The organism is Sphingobium tyrosinilyticum, assembly GCF_042654265.1.
Lineage (GTDB): Bacteria > Pseudomonadota > Alphaproteobacteria > Sphingomonadales > Sphingomonadaceae > Sphingobium > Sphingobium tyrosinilyticum.
In genome coordinates this window covers 34,468-50,070 of record NZ_JBHSFZ010000029.1, presented here as the reverse complement: position 1 = coordinate 50,070, position 15,603 = coordinate 34,468, and the positions used below count along the sequence as shown (strand labels likewise).

Genomic DNA, 15,603 nt, shown 5'->3' with positions numbered 1-15,603 from the left:
AGCGGCGGGTCCCACGCTCCAAAAAAGGGGCAAGCCCCCTTGCGGCTGATTAGCTTCCCGAGCCCGGTTCGGGGGAGAAGAATTTCTCCAGCTTATTCTCCACGCCCTTCATATCGTCCGCGTCGGCAGGCGCTTCGCCCTTGACGGTGATGTTGGGCCATTCGGCGGAGAATTTCGTGTTGAGTTCCAGCCACTTTTCCAGGCCATTCTCCGTATCGGGCAGAATGGCTTCGGCCGGGCATTCAGGCTCGCACACGCCGCAGTCGATACATTCATTGGGATTGATGACCAGCATGTTCTCGCCCTCGTAGAAACAGTCCACGGGACAGACCTCGACGCAATCCATATATTTGCAGCGGATGCAGTTGTCGGTCACGACATAGGTCATGGGTCAGCACTCTTAGGGTTTCGACAGCGGCGGCCCTGCTATGCCCGGCGGGCGAGAAGGTCAATGAGGATATTTTTGCGCGGCTAATTGCCTAGCTTCAGTTCCTCGTAACAGGTCTGCGCTTCGGGAGCCGGTCCGCGCCGCCCGGGGAGCTGCACGACGCGCACGACGCGCACGCCGCTTGGATGAGGAAAGGTGATCAGATCGCCCGCGCGCACCGGCGAATGAGCCCGTTCGATGCGGCGGCCGTTCAGGCGGATGTGCCCGTCTTCCGCCATTTTCTGCGCCATTGACCGGCTTTTGGCGAGCCGGGCGAACCACAGGAATTTGTCGATGCGCAAGCTCGGCCCATGATTGCCGGCAGGCGCGCTGTCAGCCATTGCGGCCGAGCAGCTCGGCAAGACCGGCAAAGGCGTGATTGCCCGCAGGCGCTACGGCCGGTGCGGCTGCGCCAGACCGCGACGGCGCGCCGCGCGAGGGCGCCCCACGCCGCGCAGGGCCGCGGGACTGCTGCTGGTCGGGCCGTGGTTTTTGCCGCCCCCGGAAGGCCCAGTTGACGCCGCCCTCCGCGGGCGTTTCGACCGGCCGGAAGCCAGCCAGGCGCATCAGCTGCAGGAAGGCGGCTTCATTCAATCCCAGCGACACGATCTGCGGGCTCTGCGCCGTGAAGGATTCGCCCTTGGCGATAGCCTCATGAGCGGTGCGCGCCATGCGCTCTGCCATATCAATGCGCAGCATCTGGTCGCCAAAGCCCCGGAAACCGGCGATCCGCGCCCCCATCTGCTCCGGCTTTTCGCCAGCGGGAATCAACGTCAGGCCCGCTTGGGGCAGGGGCAGGCAAGGCTTTGCGATCCGCGCCGCCAGCAATGCCGCCCGCCAGCGCGCCGCGCCTGGCTTCAGCAGGCCCGGATGATAAATGTCGAGCACGCCGATATCGATGCCCGCCCGCCGCAGCAGGTGACGCTGATCCTTGTCGAGATGACCAAGCGCCGAATCAAGCTCTGTCCGTGCGATTACCCCCCCAGCGTCGGCCAACTGCGCAAAGACGGCGCGGACAACGGCGGGAACTTCCGGGTCTGCAGAGCTGGCCACCATCTTGGTCAGCGGCAGCAGATGCTTTTCCTTCTGCGCTTCCACCCAGGTGGCGAGGCGGCCGATCACCTGCTTCTGCACATCCTGCCCCAGCGCCAACAGGCCGCGATCCAGCCGGATTTCGGGCGTCAGCAATGAGGGGCCGGGCAGCAGCGCCGCCACGGCATTGCCCTGCCAGCTGATCCCCGGCGCCTGTCCCGCCTCGTCCATGAGCGCGAAATCTGTGTCGGGCGCGCCCAGCAATTCGTCAGCCTTCACTCGCAATATCCTTCCAAGGCGGCGTTCCGCCGCCGCCAGCAGCATCTTCCTATCCTGATGCCGCGTAGCCGGATCGACCGAGAAACGAAATCCGTCAAGTCGCCCGATCGTCTCACCATCGACCCAGACCGTCCCGTCCTGCTCCACTTCGACGGGCAAATTGCTCGCATCCTGCCCCATATCGCGCAGCAGAACGGCGGTGCGGCGGTCCACAAACCGCTGCGTCAGCGCCGTGTGCAGCGCGTCGGACAGCCTTTCCTCCAGCGCCCGCGTCCGCTCCGCCATTTCCGCCGGATGCGCCAGCCAGTCGGCGCGATGGGCGATGTAGGACCAGGTGCGCGCCGCCGCGATCCGGGCCGATAGCGTGTCGATGTCCCCCTGCACCGAATCGAGTCGCGCCAGTTGCTGGGCGAACCAGTCGCGCGGGATATGGCCCATTCCTTCAGACAGGAACCGCCAGATGCGGCTGACCGTGCGGGCATGATGCTCAGCCCCCACTTTTTGGAAATCGGGCAGGCCGCACGCCGCCCACAGCCGTTCGACCTGCTTCTTGCCCTTGACCCGATCGACGACCAGCGGATCGGCGGCCAGCCGCTTCAGCACCGCGAGGTCGGTCGCCTCTGGGGCCGCGCGGAGCTGGTCGAGATCGGGCCGCGTTTCCAGTTCCAGGATCAGCCGGTTGACGCTGTCCATCCGCGGCTGCCCTTCGCGCCAGAAAAGCTGATCGACGGGAGGAAAGCGGTGCGCCTCGATCGCCTCTATCTCTTCGGGCGTGAAGGCCGCGTCGCCATCTTCATGCCCCAGGCTGCCGAAGGTGCCGTCCTTATGATGCCGCCCGGCGCGCCCCGCGATCTGCGCCATTTCCGATACGGTTAGCCGCCGCGTCCTTCGGCCGTCGAACTTGCGTAGCGAGGCGAAGGCGACATGGGCTACGTCCAGGTTCAGCCCCATGCCGATCGCATCGGTCGCGACCAGATAATCGACCTCGCCGTTCAGAAACATCTGCACCTGCGCATTGCGGGTGCGGGGCGATAGCGCGCCCATCACCACTGCAGCGCCGCCCCGGAACCGTCGCAGCATTTCCGCCACGGCATAGACTTCCTCGGCCGAGAAGGCGACCACGGCCGACCGCTTGGGCAGGCGCGACAGCTTCTTGGCGCCCGCATAGGAAAGGGTGGAAAAGCGCGGACGGCTGATTATTTCCGCCTCGGGCACCAGCGCCTTGACGACCCGGCCGATGCTGGCCGACCCCAGGATCATCGTTTCTTCCCGGCCCCGCGCGCGCAGCAGGCGGTCGGTAAAAACATGCCCGCGCTCGGGGTCCGAGCCCAACTGCGCCTCGTCCAGCCCGACAAAAGCATAATCGCCATCGACCGGCATCGATTCGGCGGTGCACAGATAATAGAGCGCGCCCGGCGGCACGATTTTCTCTTCGCCGGTAATCAGCGCGACCTGGTTCGCCCCCTTGATCGCGACGACCCGGTCATAGACCTCACGCGCAAGCAATCGCAGGGGAAAGCCCATCATGCCGCTTGAATGGCCGCACATGCGCTCGACGGCCAGGTGCGTCTTGCCGGTGTTGGTAGGACCCAGCACGGCTGTGACGGGCGAACGGGCGAACTGGGCCATGATCCTCTCTATGTCGGGGATGGACGCGGCAAGAGCAAGGGGAAGTGGTCCGGATTCTCCTTCATTGGCTAAGTTCAAGTTGCTTAACGGCTGAAGGGCACGTTTCGTCGCGCATTAAGGGTTAAAAAATCCGTCTTTATTTGACTTTAACCCTATGCGTTCACAACAATGCCCACGAACGCGCGGCGGGGGCCGAGCGTATTTTGCCCGCGGGGGGCCTTCAAACGTGTTTCATGGTAGCCAGCTCAGTCCTCAACAGGGGGGCGCGTCCGCATCCCTCTGGTTGACGGACGCCATCGGCCGGGGCTCCGCGACGCCCCCCGATGCGCGCGACTGGCGCACCCGCCTGCGCGACTGGGCCGAAGATGTCGAGCTGGTCCCCGACCTTGGCCAGCGCGTCGGCAGCCGCACCTGGTTTCGCGGCCTTGCCACCTGTTTCGGGCTTTGCGCCGCCGCCCTCTATCTCTCCCCGGGCTTTCACCCGCTCCCTGGCGAACCGCAGCCCTTGCTCGCGCAGCCCCAGTTCGACGAAGTGCGCAGCCAGATGATCACCCCGCTCGCCATGGGCGCGGACAGCGGCAGGCGCATGGGGCCGACCGATGCGGTGCAGCCTTTGCGCGAAACCCCTGAACGTCCGCAGATCGAACTGCGCGCGCAGATTGGGGGCAGCGATTCGCTCGGCCGCGCTTTGTTTCGGGCCGGGGTAGGCAGCAGCGACGTCGCTGAGGTCATGACCCTGGCCAGCGGCGACATTGGCAAGGGCATGAAGTCCGGCACGCCGCTCGACATCATTCTTGGCCGTCGCGCCAGCCGCGACATGCCCCGGCCGCTCGACCATCTCGCCTTCCGCGCCCGGCTCGATCTCGCGCTGGAGATCAACCGCGTAGGCGGTGTACTGCAGGTAAAGCGCACGCCGATCCGCGTCGATGACACGCCGCTGCGCATCCAGGGCGTGATCGGCGACAGCATCTACCAATCGGCTCGTGCGGCCGGAGCGCCGCCCAAGGCGATCCAGACATTCCTCCGCGTCGTGGCCCGACAGGTCGATCTTGGCTCAATCCACGCCGGGGACCGCTACGACATCATCACCGAATATCGGCGCGCCGAAACGGGCGATGTGGAAGTGGGCGACCTGCTCTTCGCGGGCCTCCACCGGCCCAGCGGCCGCGGCATCGACATGCTGAAATGGACGAGCGACGGCCGCAGCCAATGGTTCGAGGCTTCGGGCGTCGGCGAACGGCGCGGCGTCCTGTCCGCCCCGGTCCAAGGCCGGATGTCCTCGGGCTTCGGCATGCGCCGCCACCCGATCCTGGGCTATACACGCATGCACGCGGGCATAGACTTTGCCGCCGCTTATGGCTCGCCCATCTATGCGGCGACCGATGGCGTCGTGTCCTATGCCGGACGGCATGGCGGCCATGGCAATTATGTCCGCCTGGAACATGGCAGCGGCCTCGCCACCGGCTATGCGCATATGAGCCGCATCGCCGCCCGCTACGGTCAGCGCGTCCGGCAGGGGCAGGTGATCGGCTATGTCGGCTCCAGCGGCCTATCGACCGGCCCGCATCTTCATTATGAACTCTACCGCAGCGGCCGCACCATCAACCCGCTCTCGGTGAGGTTCACCACGACCGCGCAACTGGCCGGCCGCGAACTCGCCGCATTCCGGGACCGCCTGCGCCAGCTCAAGAGCCTGCGTGCCGGGCTCCCCGTCAAGGTCGCTCAGGCGAGCGCACCATCATCGGCCCTGGCTCAGGCTGTCAATTAGCCGCTTTCCGTCGCGGGGCTGCTTCGCTAACCCCCACTCATGACGAAGATCACCGCCCTGTTGCTCGCCGGATCGCGCCCCGGTTCCGATCCGCTTGCGCTTGCCGCAGGCGTTCCCGTGAAGCCGCTGGCTCCGGTCGCAGGCGAACCGATGATCAACTATCCCGCGCGGGCCTTGCTGGCCCACCCGTCGATTGGGCAGCTTGTCATCCTGACTCAGACGCCAGAACTATATAAGGCAGAGCCCGCCACAGCATGGCTCGGCGATCATCCGCAGGTCCGCTTCGAAGCGAGCAACAGCGGCATTGCCTCCACGCTGCTTGGCCTGCTCGATCGCCCGGATTTGCCTTTCCCACTGCTCGTGACGACGGCGGACCATGTTCTCCTGGACATGGATATGCTCGACCAGTTCATGGCGGAAGGGCAGGGGGCTGACATTGCCGTCGCGATGGTCGAGCGGACCACGCTGCTCGCGCGCTACCCGGCCTCCCGCCGCACTTGGCTCAAATTCCGTGACGGCTGGTGGTCGGGCGCCAACCTCTTCTGGTTCGGCAGCGCTAAGGCACGTGCCGTCATCTCGCTCTGGCAGGAAGTCGAACAGGACCGCAAAAAGGGATGGAAGATCCTTGCCGCCTTCGGCCCCTTGGTGCTGCTCGGCGCCCTGCTGCGGCTCTTGGCACTGCGCAGCGGCATAGCCCGGATAGGCCGCCGCTTTGGCCTAAGCGCCAAACTGGTCGCTATGCAAAAGGCCGAAGCCTGCATCGACGCCGACAAAGGTGAAGATGTAACGCTGATCGAAGACATATTGCGCGGGAAAACAAGCGCTGTCAGCTCGGTGAGAGACTGGGTGGATTGCGGACTGTCGGGTATAGATGCGACGGCGACCGATAGCAGACGTTCGAACTACCTTGCACAATGAACGCCACCGCTGCATCGATAGGGCATGACCGCATCATTGCTCGCTCTTTCGACAGGCCACTACTCACTGGAATTTGAACCTTCCGATATGCCGTCGGTGAAAGCAACAATTCTTGATCAGTTTGGCCGACCAGAAATACAGCAATATGGCTAAGCAGAATACCGTTTCGGAGGCAGCAGCTTTACTTTTCAAGGCGAATGGGATGAGCCTTGCTTCATATCTGATTCGGACTCCGGAGATGATATTCTAAGGACGATCTATCAGGTTTTAAGCGCTGAAAGGTAAGATGCGCCAGCACCTGCTTTTTAAAGGTCGTCCGGCCAACCATTAGACGGCGCTTGGTCGCCTGCCGCTCGGCGGCTTTCGCACCGCACCGGACCAGCGGGTTTTCGGCGGCGTGCTCCGATTTGCAGGCTCCGAACGACGATGCCGGGTGGTGAACAGACTGTCGGCTCACGGACAAATTTTCTTCGAAGCTGCCATGACTGCCGCTGTCAACGCGCTTCAAGGGCATCCTCTCTCCGACTAGATTGGCACAAAGAGTTAGGGCAACCTTCCGGAGTTGACACTCCCCGCCCAACAAGCCCACAGCACCTAAATATCAAGTCCTTCTCCGAGCGGAAAATTGGGCCATGAACAAAAGTATATTCACGACGACAGTCTTCGTCATCTGGCTCGCCGCTCTGCCGACCTTCGCTTCGGACATGCCGAAAGGCGCAAAGATAATTCCTCCGTCAAAATTAGACCGGAGCAAACCCATACCGCGATCGAGCCCATTCTCCTGGATCACCCCCGAAGACAGCGATCTGTTTCCACGCTTTAATAGTGTTAATGGGACGACCAAGTACACGCTCCATATCGACGCAGAGGGGAAAGTTGTGCGGTGTGAAGTGACATCAAGCGATGCCCCGCAAGAATGGAACGCAATAGCATGCAATCTTCTGTCTACACGGGCCCGCTTTTTGCCCGCTCTGGACGCGAATGGACAACTAACAGCAGGTAAGTTTTCGAACAAAATAAAATGGCGATAGCTCCCTTCAAGCCGACAGAATGGTGGCTTCTGGTCGGGTGCTCACCGTTGCCTTACGAAAGCGTAAAGGGCCCATGGCGAGCACCGATGAGTAGTCTCACCATTTCCGTACGCCGTACACCGCTTCCAATAAGACGGAGATGATGTACGCAAACGCTATCATCCTCATCGACGATATAAACGTTTCGTTCTCCACGTACCCCGCGAGATTGAGCGCAACGATCAGGAATTGAAACGGAAGGAGTGGTAACATCACTCTCCGGACCATCTCGCCAAGCAAAAGTCGGAACATAACGCGGCCCGTGCCTCCCTCCGGGGAGTCTGATTTTGGCAGGATGCTACAGCGTCGTAAATGCCCGCTTGTGGTCGCTATTTATCGAACCAAACATCGGAGATACGGCCATCGCACTTAGCGATGCTGAGGGCCAGCTGGCCGCCGCCATGCGTGACCGCGACATCTCCCTCCGCATTAACCTCCGGCGATTTCCCCCGACTGACGGACCAGCGCGCGCCATCATCTTCTACATCGATGTCGGGATAAAAAATTCGATCTGCTGTTGGGAAAAAGTCCCCCTCTACAGCCAAAAAGATAGCTGCGGCGGTCTCAGCCTTGTTGACCAATGGCTTTGTGGGTTCACCCGCACGCATACAATGGTCTGACGCGGCGGAAGCGGCAGCGGCCGGACATGTCACGACAAAGATTACAAACGCTATGAATGCCCTTAAGGCTTTTCGTAAGTTCGGCTTCGTCTGCTGCATATTGCCCCGCGTTTCATCATGTGAATGTCAGCTTTAGAGGGACGATACAGCGGAACGGAATGCCCGCAAATGGTGGCTTGCCGCTGGGCAGCTAGCTCCCCTTCAACGGAACAGCAGGTTAAGGGCAGCATGGAATGCTTCGCGGGGTCACCTGCGACGGTGGCGGTTGGGTAGCGATCTGTCTGCTTTGTGCAGCGTAAAATTGATCTCGGACGTTGGAGCAGCACTTCGCTCGCCTAGTGTTTAACCCGTTTTATAAGGGCATTGAGAGAAAAACTATAAAAAGCGTAACATATCAGAACGTAAACTAAGATCAAAACGACCAAAAATATTTCATCTATCTGTTCTTTATATAACTCATAGAAAAATCCTGCGCCGGTTATAGACACCAATAAAGCAGCAAATAGCGTCCACTCTATCAATCGTAGCTTTTTGTTGACGTTCATATGCCATTTTCCAAGTAGCAAGACCGATCCGGTCGCCAATTGGTGTATCCTGCCTCACGGTGTTTGCGTCTGCAATGGGGATCGAGCGAACGCAAACCAATGGACCGCATATGGTCGTTAGCCGACAACTCTACCGTCATGCCGGCCTTGAGCCGGCATCCCGCTTCTTGTGATCGGCGATGTTAAGCGGGACCCCCGATCAGGTCCGGGGTGACGAAGAACTGGCGACCGTCATTGGTCGTTAGCCGACAACTCTACCGTCATGCGGGCCTTGAGCCGGCATCCCGCTTGTTCTGATTGCAATGTTAAGCGGGACCCTGGATCAAGTCGGGGGTGACGGAAAACAGGCGACCGGCCTTGATCGTGAGCAGCCCGACGGCATCCGCTATTCACCAAGGGCACGCTTCTCATCGACCTAAAACACAGCCCCGTCACCCTTGATGAGCCTCGTCCCGCCTCATCGCCTTCCGGCTCGCCAACCCCATCATGATGAACCCCGCCGCTGACGCGATCACATTTGCGCTCGCTGCACCGATCGTGCCATGGATCGACAGCAGAACCGCTTGAAGCGTGAGTAGCAGCAGCGTTGTGATCAGCGTGATCCGCAGCGATAGCGCTGAACGGTCTGTAGCCATCAGTAACGGCCTATAGCTTACCCCTAGCAGGTCGATGCACGCCGCGATCCCCAATAACAGCAGCAACGGATAGGCGGGCAGGAACGGCTTGCCCGCGATCAGCCCAAGCAGCGGGTGGCCAACCGTCAGGATCAACGCGATAATCACCGCCCCTGCGACATAGGCCAGCCGATTGGTGCGCCGGAAGAGCGTCCGTAGCTCATCCGTCCCATGGCTGGAGTGGGTCCGGCTCAGTTCCACGAAGATGCTGCGCGACAGTAGCGTAGAAATCTTCGTCAGCGATTGGGCGAGTTGATTGGCCAGGCGGTAAAGACCTGCGCCCGCAGGACCGACGAATAGGCCGACCACCAGCACCGCCAACTGCTGACCGGTTGAAACCAGCGTTGTCTGCAGATTAGTTGCGGTCAAGAATGTGATTATACCGGGATTCTCAAGCCGTGCTTCCATTGCTCGGCCTGAGCGCCAACTGCCAAGCCGGTCGCCGCCCACGCGCAGCGCCAAGTTCCAATAGGTCGCCGCGCACAGCAGTTCGGCTACGCCCCAGGCAATAAGATAACCAGTGATATTGGGCATCAGTGCCCAGGCGATCGCCGCGCCTATCATGCGTCCGATCGGTATCATGGTTTCGGCCGCCGCCGCTGAATCGAAGCGGTCGAACAGGCGTAGCACGCCCGTGGGGGAGGAGCGGATGGTGATCAGCATGACCATGCAGAAGAACCATGTCTGCCACGCCATCGCGGAAGACAGCTCCATCATCGGCCCAAAGGCCACCAGGATAATCGCCGCGATCACGCCTCCCGCTGCCGCGGACGCAAGATCGATCAGGATGCAAAAGCGCAGGACGCGGTTCAGCGCATCATGATTGGCGCTCATCAGATGCGGTTGGCCGTATCGCACGACAATCTGCCAGCTTTCGAAGCTAACCAGCGTCTTGACGATCGTCGCGGCGCTCAGGATCAGGGCGAAGCGACCAAAATCGGCCACGCCCAGCGTCCGTGTGACGATCGCCAGATAAGCAAGGCTAAGCACCGCGCCCACGCCCTTGCCGCCCAGCAGCCAGCCGGTATTTGCCAGGATGCGGGCAAAGCCTTCCTTGGCCCCGCTCGACCCGTCCTTGCTGTCCACTTGTGTCCTGCGCCTTTCGCTCGCCGCCTGCCGGGCGCTATCTAGGGATTTGTGGGGCGAAGGGCAATTATCTCCTCGGCTTCCCTAGTCAAGGCAAACGCATTAAGGCGCCATGCCATGAGCATCAGCAAAGCCATCATCCTCTCCGCCGGCCAGGGTTCGCGCCTCCTTCCACTGACGCGCGACGTGCCCAAATGCATGATCGACTTCAATGGTCGCACTCTCATCAGCTGGCAGGTGGCGGCGCTGGTCGCCAATGGGGTGAGCGACATCGTCGTGGTCACCGGCTTTCGCACGGAGCGCGTGGAGGATCATGCGCTGCAGCTCTATCGCGAAACGGGCGCGCGCATCCGGACGCTGTTCAACCCCTTCTTCCAGGTCGCCGACAATCTTGGCACCTGCTGGATCGCTCGGGAGGAAATGGACCGGGACTTCATCATCCTCAACGGCGACACGATCGTCTCGGACGAGATCGTCGCGAAGCTGATCGGCGGCGCGCAGGATGCGATCACCGTCACAGTCGATGTGAAAAGCGACTATGATGACGATGACATGAAGGTGAACCGCGACGCGAGCGGCCGTCTGCACGCCATCGGCAAGCGTCTGCTGCCTCCCGACACCAATGCCGAATCGATCGGCATGCTCGCATTCCGGGGCGAGGGGCCCGCCATCTTCCGCAGTCAGATCGACCAGATGATGCGCACGCCAGAGGGGGTTGAGCGCTGGTATCTCCGCGCGATCGATCTGATTGCGAAGGGCAACCGCGTCGGCACGGTATCGATTCAGGGCATGGAGTGGCAGGAAGTCGATTTCCCGCAGGATGTCGATGCCGCCAACGCGCTCACCGCCCGCTGGCTGGCGGAAGGCCGCTACGTGAAATAGGGTTTGAGCCAGCCGGTCAGTGCCGCGACCTGGTCGCTGTCCAGCTTGACCGCCTGGCCAAGGTCGGGCTGCCCGGGCCAGCCTGCGTCGGCTATGCCGATGCCGGCATGCTCCCTGCTGCCCTCATATCGGGGCAGGACATGGAAATGGACATGCGGATCGACCATCATCAGCATCAGATAATTGATCTTCTCATAACCGATCGCTCCTGAAAGCGCTGTCTCGATCGCCTTGGTCACCTCGGCCAGTTCGGCATGGGCCGCCGCCTCAAGAGCCCCGAAAGCCGTGGCGTCAGACTTGGCCGCCAGCACCAGCGCTCCCAAGGTTGGCTGGGCCGGACGCAGCAGCACCACCCAATGATCGAACTCGGCCACCAGCGTTTGCGGGAATCCGAATCTTCTGATGGTTTCATTCATGCTCTCGCCTCCATCCAGCTGACGATAGGCCGCCCCGCGCGCTTTTCACCATAAGCTTGCAGCAACCGCACCGCATGTACGATCAGCGAAATCACTGTCCACCAGGCAAGCGCGATCAGCCCCAGGTCTGGCCGCCCAGCAAGGAGCGAGACGAACAGGATCACCATATTGGGATTGCGCCGCGCGGTGATCAGCCGGAACCAGCTGTCGAACCGGCCCCAGACATGAATGTCCATGCCAAAGTCCTTGATGAACATGCCTTCGATCAGGCGCTGGAGTATGTAGCCCACCACTATGACCGCTATGACCACCGCGAAGCTTTCGGGCGATAGCGCCAATCCCCATGCCGATAGCCCGACGCCCCAGAAATACCACCAGAAGGGCGGATGGATGAGATCGACGCCATGATCCGCGACATTTCCCCATTTGGATGATGTGATCGTGCAGCGCGCGAGTTTCCCATCCACCGTGTCGAGCACCATGAAAATCATGGCAGCCAATATGCCGGTCCAGTACATGCCCTGCGCAAAAAGATATGTCGCAACCAGACAGAAGGTTGCGCCGATCGCCGTCACCATGTTGGGCGTCATGTGCAGTGACGCGGCAATGCGCGTTAGCCAGAGCGCGAGTTCCGGCCAAAGATATTTGGTCAGCAGGTCTGTAACGCCTTTATAAGCGCCGAAGTAGCTGCGCCGCTCGATCTCCCGCCGGGTTGCGGGGGTGAGTTCCCGGACGAAGGGCTGCTCAAGCTTCCGGAGCTGGCGATTATAGAGCTTGCGGCCCTCCGACAGGTCGATGACATGCTCCGGTCTGCCCCCCGCAGCGACCTGCCCGACGATCAAGGCGCTTCCCCACATGAATACCGTTCCCGGGGTTTCCAAAACCAGCCGCAACAGTAATGGGTCGAACACATAGCTGAGGTTTACTTGGAGTTCGTACCCTGCGGCGATAGGCTGCTTCGCGGTCTCTTGTGCGATCAGGCGGTGGGCACGCTCGGATGCGGTCATGCCCCAGATGATGCCGTCAGGGTTGCCGGAGAAGACGATATTCTGGTCCATTATAGCGGTTTGCAATCCTGTTGGTTGCGGCTTGAACGTCGAAAGAGCGGGCTTAACCCCTGAGCGCGAATGCCAGATTGTCGATCAAGGACGCGCTGACGCCCTTGCGCAAAGGTGATCGGGTGAAGCGGGACAAAGCCTTGCGGCGCCCGATCGTGCCGGAAGCGTGCAAGCAGGAATAGAACCACACCTGGCCGAAAACGCTCGCGAGCGCCCGTTGCGAATAGATGCCTGCCCGAGCGTTCGCCCGCTGTAGCCGCTCTAGCCACCCTTCAGCCCAATCGAGGAAAGTTGGATGGTCGCGCCACTCCTTGCCCTTCATTCTCATCAAACGACAGTGTCGGGCAAGGTCTTCCTCGTCGAAGGCGACGCCCAGGGCGATAAGCTGGCGTTCGGCAATGCGGACCTTCGCGGTCTGCACCTTGGTTCCGCTGGAATTGGTAATCCGGCCGCCATGCTCGCGCATAAGCGTAAGTGTGCGGGCCATGTTCGCCGCGTGATACTTTTCCGAAAGCCGCACCGACAGTTCGAAATCCGAGGACACGGCGAAATCCTCGTCATAGCGCAAGTCCCGCAGCGCCTTGGTGCGCGCCATGACCGAGGTATTTGCATGACAGCAGCGGAATAGAAGCCAAGCCTTCAGTTCGTCGGGGTGAAGCGGTTTGATGAGGTTCCGTACTGCCCGCCCCTTGCCGTTCACCTTGGTAACCCAGCCGCCCAGCGTGGTGATCTGCGGATTACAATCCAGATAGGTGACCTGTCTTTCCAGCCGGCGAGGAGCCATGCGGTCATCGCTGTCGAGGAGAGCGATATACTCGCCCCGAGCGAGATCCAGACCCCGGTTGCGCGTGAAGGGGATACCCCGATTCTGACCGTTATGCTCTACCCTGATGCGCGGGTCGTCATAGCGGCCTACCACCGCCATACTGTCGTCCGTCGATCCGTCGTCGATGATCAAAAGCTCAAAATCATCGAAATTTTGGGCTAGCACCGATTCAATCGCGGCGGCTACGAAGACCGCGCGATTATAGACCGGCATGAACACAGTGACCTTGGGCGAATGGGGCATCTCAACCTTGTTATCAAATGAGCGAGGTTCGTTGGGGGAAATCAGCTCCAACGATAGTACATGATGTGTGAAAATTGGGACGAACATGCGACAAACTGCTGGGCGGCGGCCGGGCGGAAATAGCGGCCCTTCAAATCCTCGTGCAAAGCGCAGAAGCGATTGATCGTATCTCTTTCGCCGCGGCGCTCGGCATCATCGAAGATAACGATGCAGTTTTGATCACGAAAACTGTCGATCAGTTCGAGCCCCGCCCAGCGGGAATGCCGCTTTGTTCCGATAGGAGCGTCGATCAGAATGAGGTCGAACTTACCCTGGATCCTGGAAAGGTCGGCGTAGCCTTGAACATCCACCCCATGGATCAATTTGGGCACGAGAGGGCTGTGTACAACCTCGTGGCTTACCCTCTGCCCAATCCGGTCAGACCAGTCGCTGTCAGTTTCCAAAGTTACGATGTCGAGTGGAAACTTCTTGGCCAACGCGTTCAGGAGCAACGTGGACTGCCCTGCGCCAACGTCCAGTACGCGATTGATCGGGTTTTCGGTGATGATGCGCAGAATCAGGTAGAATAGGCCGTAATTCGCACCTGCACCGGTGGGGTAAAGCGGCGGGACGGGCAAATCCAGCTTGGCCACTGCGTCATGGACCATGTTTTGTAGCAGTACCTCGCGCAGCATCCGCTTGGAGAAGGTGAGAGGCCATGAAAGAGGGCGTGACATAGATATACTCGTGCTTGAGAAGCCCGCGAAGACGCGCCCCCTTTAGAAATCTTCGGCTAGGGGCGTCAAAATAATTCGCCCGGGCGGGTTGACCCCTCTGTGTCGATGGCGGCATTCGCGCAGCGGCTTTCGACCCGCAGCAAAAGCACCCATTCTGACATGCAGTGATCGAGTGACCAGCGGCGAGCACCTGCACTCTGCGCCTCCTTTGATCGATGAGAGGCCAACTCGGCCCGGATGGCGTCGGCCAGTCCTTCCACATCCTCCACAGGTGCGAGCGTCCCGTAAGGACCGGCTTCAACCACTTCGCGATTGCCGGTGGGACAATCGGTGGCGACGATCGGAAGCCCGCAAGCGAGTGCTTCGATCAGTGCGTTGCTTGCGCCCTCCCAGCGTGACGCGCTGACGAAGAGATCGGCGCGCGAAAGGATGGCGAAGGGATTGTCCTGATAGCCGAGCAGGGCAAGCCGGTCGGTAACGCCCTTTTCTTCAGCCAGGCTTTTGAGCGCCGCGACCTGATCGGGATTGCCGTCGCCAATGATCATGAGCCGCGCGCCGATGTCCCGAAGAGAGCCAAGGGCGGAGACGAGCAGATCAAAGCCTTTTTGCCGCACGATCCTGCCCATTGTGACCAGCACGGGTGGGCCGTCGCTGCCCTTGTCCAGGAAATGATGAGCGAAGGGTGCAGAAACAAGCCGATCGACTTTCGCCAGATCAACCCCATTGGCGATGACACCCACTTTTTTTTGGGGCAATGCGGTTTGAATTTCCGCTGCCAGGGCGTGGGACACAGCTACGATAAAGTCTGCACCGCCGAATTTAAGGCGATTGCTCCAAGCGCCGATCAGCGCCTGCCATCGTGTCGCCTTGCCATGATGCGCCGAATTGCTGGCGCGAGCGCCCAACTGGATGGATCGCCTTCGGCCACTCAGGCCAAGGGCAATTCGCGCGGCGAGGTGGAGGTGATTGCCACCGCTCAGGAACAGCGTAGGACGGCGGCGGCGCAGGGCCGTGGCGAGGGCGGGAATATTAAGCGCCAGATCAAGACCGCGGTTGTGCAGGCGCATCGCTGATCCCGTCTCGAAAATCGGCACGCTGGCTGGCACGCGTGCGCGCAAAGCGCCTTCGTCCCGAACTACCCATAGTTCGACCGGCAGGCCCGCTTTTGCACAGGCTGCTGCGATCTCGATGGATTTTACGACTGTGCCGCTGGGCCGGAAGTCGTAATTGCCGATGGCGATGATGGGATTGTTATTCTGCAACTGCGGCTCAACTCTGGGACGCCTGTTCATAGGCGCGGAAAGGGCGGCGTGCCAGCCTTTTGCTTTTGCTTCTTTGAAGGGTAGCAAATGGCTGGACGAGGCGCTAAGGGCTTCGCTCGCGCGCCCCGATCGATTATCGGCGCGGACGGAGG

14 protein-coding genes are annotated in these 15,603 nt (G+C 60.9%); 4 read left to right on the top strand and 10 right to left on the bottom strand.

The genetic code is table 11. From position 1 onward, the window contains the following. Positions 1-49 precede the first annotated feature (49 nt). The 3 genes from fdxA to ACFO3E_RS13150 all read right to left on the bottom strand — a co-directional run bounded on the left by fdxA (position 50) and on the right by ACFO3E_RS13150 (position 3,367). Positions 50-388, bottom strand: a complete 339-nt coding sequence (fdxA, locus tag ACFO3E_RS13160; protein ID WP_066524495.1) for a ferredoxin FdxA — start codon at positions 386-388, stop codon at positions 50-52. Between the two features lie 83 nt (positions 389-471). Beyond that, positions 472-768 (bottom strand): RNA-binding S4 domain-containing protein, encoded by a 297-nt coding sequence (locus ACFO3E_RS13155; RefSeq protein ID WP_066524494.1) that lies wholly within the window; start codon positions 766-768, stop codon positions 472-474. Continuing rightward, positions 761-3,367 (bottom strand): helicase-related protein, encoded by a 2,607-nt coding sequence (locus ACFO3E_RS13150; RefSeq protein ID WP_380805337.1) that lies wholly within the window; start codon positions 3,365-3,367, stop codon positions 761-763. The genes ACFO3E_RS13155 and ACFO3E_RS13150 overlap by 8 nt, the downstream gene beginning before the upstream one ends. 226 nt (positions 3,368-3,593) lie before the next feature. Here ACFO3E_RS13150 and ACFO3E_RS13145 point away from each other — a divergent pair, with 226 nt between their 5' ends. From ACFO3E_RS13145 to ACFO3E_RS13135, 3 genes are read left to right on the top strand one after another with little or no spacing between them, the layout of a single operon-like run. Next, positions 3,594-5,135 carry a peptidoglycan DD-metalloendopeptidase family protein gene (locus ACFO3E_RS13145; RefSeq protein WP_380805334.1) on the top strand — a complete coding sequence of 514 codons (1,542 nt, stop codon included), beginning with the start codon at positions 3,594-3,596 and terminating at the stop codon, positions 5,133-5,135. Positions 5,136-5,174: 39 nt separating this feature from the next. Further along, positions 5,175-6,053: a nucleotidyltransferase family protein gene (locus ACFO3E_RS13140; RefSeq protein ID WP_380805332.1), complete on the top strand. Its 879-nt coding sequence runs from the start codon at positions 5,175-5,177 to the stop codon at positions 6,051-6,053. Positions 6,054-6,077: 24 nt separating this feature from the next. After that, positions 6,078-6,206, top strand: coding sequence for a hypothetical protein (locus ACFO3E_RS13135; protein WP_380805330.1), 129 nt, complete (start codon positions 6,078-6,080; stop codon positions 6,204-6,206). Positions 6,207-7,452: 1,246 nt separating this feature from the next. On the opposite strand, the gene ACFO3E_RS13130 is transcribed toward ACFO3E_RS13135, so the two are convergent. Beyond that, complete coding sequence (locus tag ACFO3E_RS13130; protein WP_380805328.1) at positions 7,453-7,842, bottom strand: hypothetical protein; 390 nt, start codon at positions 7,840-7,842, stop codon at positions 7,453-7,455. Positions 7,843-8,719: 877 nt separating this feature from the next. After that, positions 8,720-10,048, bottom strand: coding sequence for a lipopolysaccharide biosynthesis protein (locus ACFO3E_RS13125; RefSeq protein WP_380805325.1), 1,329 nt, complete (start codon positions 10,046-10,048; stop codon positions 8,720-8,722). A gap of 117 nt (positions 10,049-10,165) precedes the next feature. On the opposite strand from ACFO3E_RS13125, the gene ACFO3E_RS13120 reads away from it, so the two are divergent. Further along, on the top strand, positions 10,166-10,930 hold the full coding sequence (locus tag ACFO3E_RS13120; protein WP_380805322.1) for a phosphocholine cytidylyltransferase family protein: 765 nt from the start codon (positions 10,166-10,168) through the stop codon (positions 10,928-10,930). Here ACFO3E_RS13120 and ACFO3E_RS13115 read toward each other — a convergent pair. The 5 genes from ACFO3E_RS13115 to ACFO3E_RS13095 all read right to left on the bottom strand — a co-directional run bounded on the left by ACFO3E_RS13115 (position 10,918) and on the right by ACFO3E_RS13095 (position 15,481). Next, on the bottom strand, positions 10,918-11,346 hold the full coding sequence (locus tag ACFO3E_RS13115; protein WP_380805319.1) for an HIT domain-containing protein: 429 nt from the start codon (positions 11,344-11,346) through the stop codon (positions 10,918-10,920). The two genes, ACFO3E_RS13120 and ACFO3E_RS13115, sit on opposite strands and share 13 nt — an antisense overlap. Further along, positions 11,343-12,404: a CDP-alcohol phosphatidyltransferase family protein gene (locus ACFO3E_RS13110; protein WP_380805317.1), complete on the bottom strand. Its 1,062-nt coding sequence runs from the start codon at positions 12,402-12,404 to the stop codon at positions 11,343-11,345. Before ACFO3E_RS13110 ends, ACFO3E_RS13115 begins: the two co-directional genes overlap by 4 nt. Positions 12,405-12,456: 52 nt before the next feature. Continuing rightward, positions 12,457-13,473 carry a glycosyltransferase family 2 protein gene (locus tag ACFO3E_RS13105; protein WP_380805314.1) on the bottom strand — a complete coding sequence of 339 codons (1,017 nt, stop codon included), beginning with the start codon at positions 13,471-13,473 and terminating at the stop codon, positions 12,457-12,459. Between the two features lie 41 nt (positions 13,474-13,514). Beyond that, positions 13,515-14,147, bottom strand: a complete 633-nt coding sequence (locus ACFO3E_RS13100) for a hypothetical protein (protein ID WP_380805312.1) — start codon at positions 14,145-14,147, stop codon at positions 13,515-13,517. 107 nt (positions 14,148-14,254) lie between these two features. Next, the gene (locus ACFO3E_RS13095) at positions 14,255-15,481 is read right to left on the bottom strand and encodes a glycosyltransferase (RefSeq protein WP_380805309.1); all 1,227 of its coding nucleotides are present in this window, start codon (positions 15,479-15,481) and stop codon (positions 14,255-14,257) included. Positions 15,482-15,603 lie beyond the last annotated feature (122 nt).

Bases quoted from the DNA above. Each gene is read 5' to 3' on its own strand.
- fdxA (WP_066524495.1), bottom strand. From the start codon at position 388: ATGACCTATGTCGTGACCGACAACTGCATCCGCTGCAAATATATGGAT.
- ACFO3E_RS13155 (WP_066524494.1), bottom strand. From the start codon at position 768: ATGGCTGACAGCGCGCCTGCCGGCAATCATGGGCCGAGCTTGCGCATC.
- ACFO3E_RS13150 (WP_380805337.1), bottom strand. From the start codon at position 3,367: ATGGCCCAGTTCGCCCGTTCGCCCGTCACAGCCGTGCTGGGTCCTACC.
- ACFO3E_RS13140 (WP_380805332.1), top strand. From the start codon at position 5,175: ATGACGAAGATCACCGCCCTGTTGCTCGCCGGATCGCGCCCCGGTTCC.
- ACFO3E_RS13135 (WP_380805330.1), top strand. From the start codon at position 6,078: ATGACCGCATCATTGCTCGCTCTTTCGACAGGCCACTACTCACTGGAA.
- ACFO3E_RS13130 (WP_380805328.1), bottom strand. From the start codon at position 7,842: ATGCAGCAGACGAAGCCGAACTTACGAAAAGCCTTAAGGGCATTCATA.
- ACFO3E_RS13120 (WP_380805322.1), top strand. From the start codon at position 10,166: ATGAGCATCAGCAAAGCCATCATCCTCTCCGCCGGCCAGGGTTCGCGC.
- ACFO3E_RS13115 (WP_380805319.1), bottom strand. From the start codon at position 11,346: ATGAATGAAACCATCAGAAGATTCGGATTCCCGCAAACGCTGGTGGCC.
- ACFO3E_RS13110 (WP_380805317.1), bottom strand. From the start codon at position 12,404: ATGGACCAGAATATCGTCTTCTCCGGCAACCCTGACGGCATCATCTGG.
- ACFO3E_RS13105 (WP_380805314.1), bottom strand. From the start codon at position 13,473: ATGCCCCATTCGCCCAAGGTCACTGTGTTCATGCCGGTCTATAATCGC.
- ACFO3E_RS13100 (WP_380805312.1), bottom strand. From the start codon at position 14,147: ATGCTGCGCGAGGTACTGCTACAAAACATGGTCCATGACGCAGTGGCC.
- ACFO3E_RS13095 (WP_380805309.1), bottom strand. From the start codon at position 15,481: ATGAACAGGCGTCCCAGAGTTGAGCCGCAGTTGCAGAATAACAATCCC.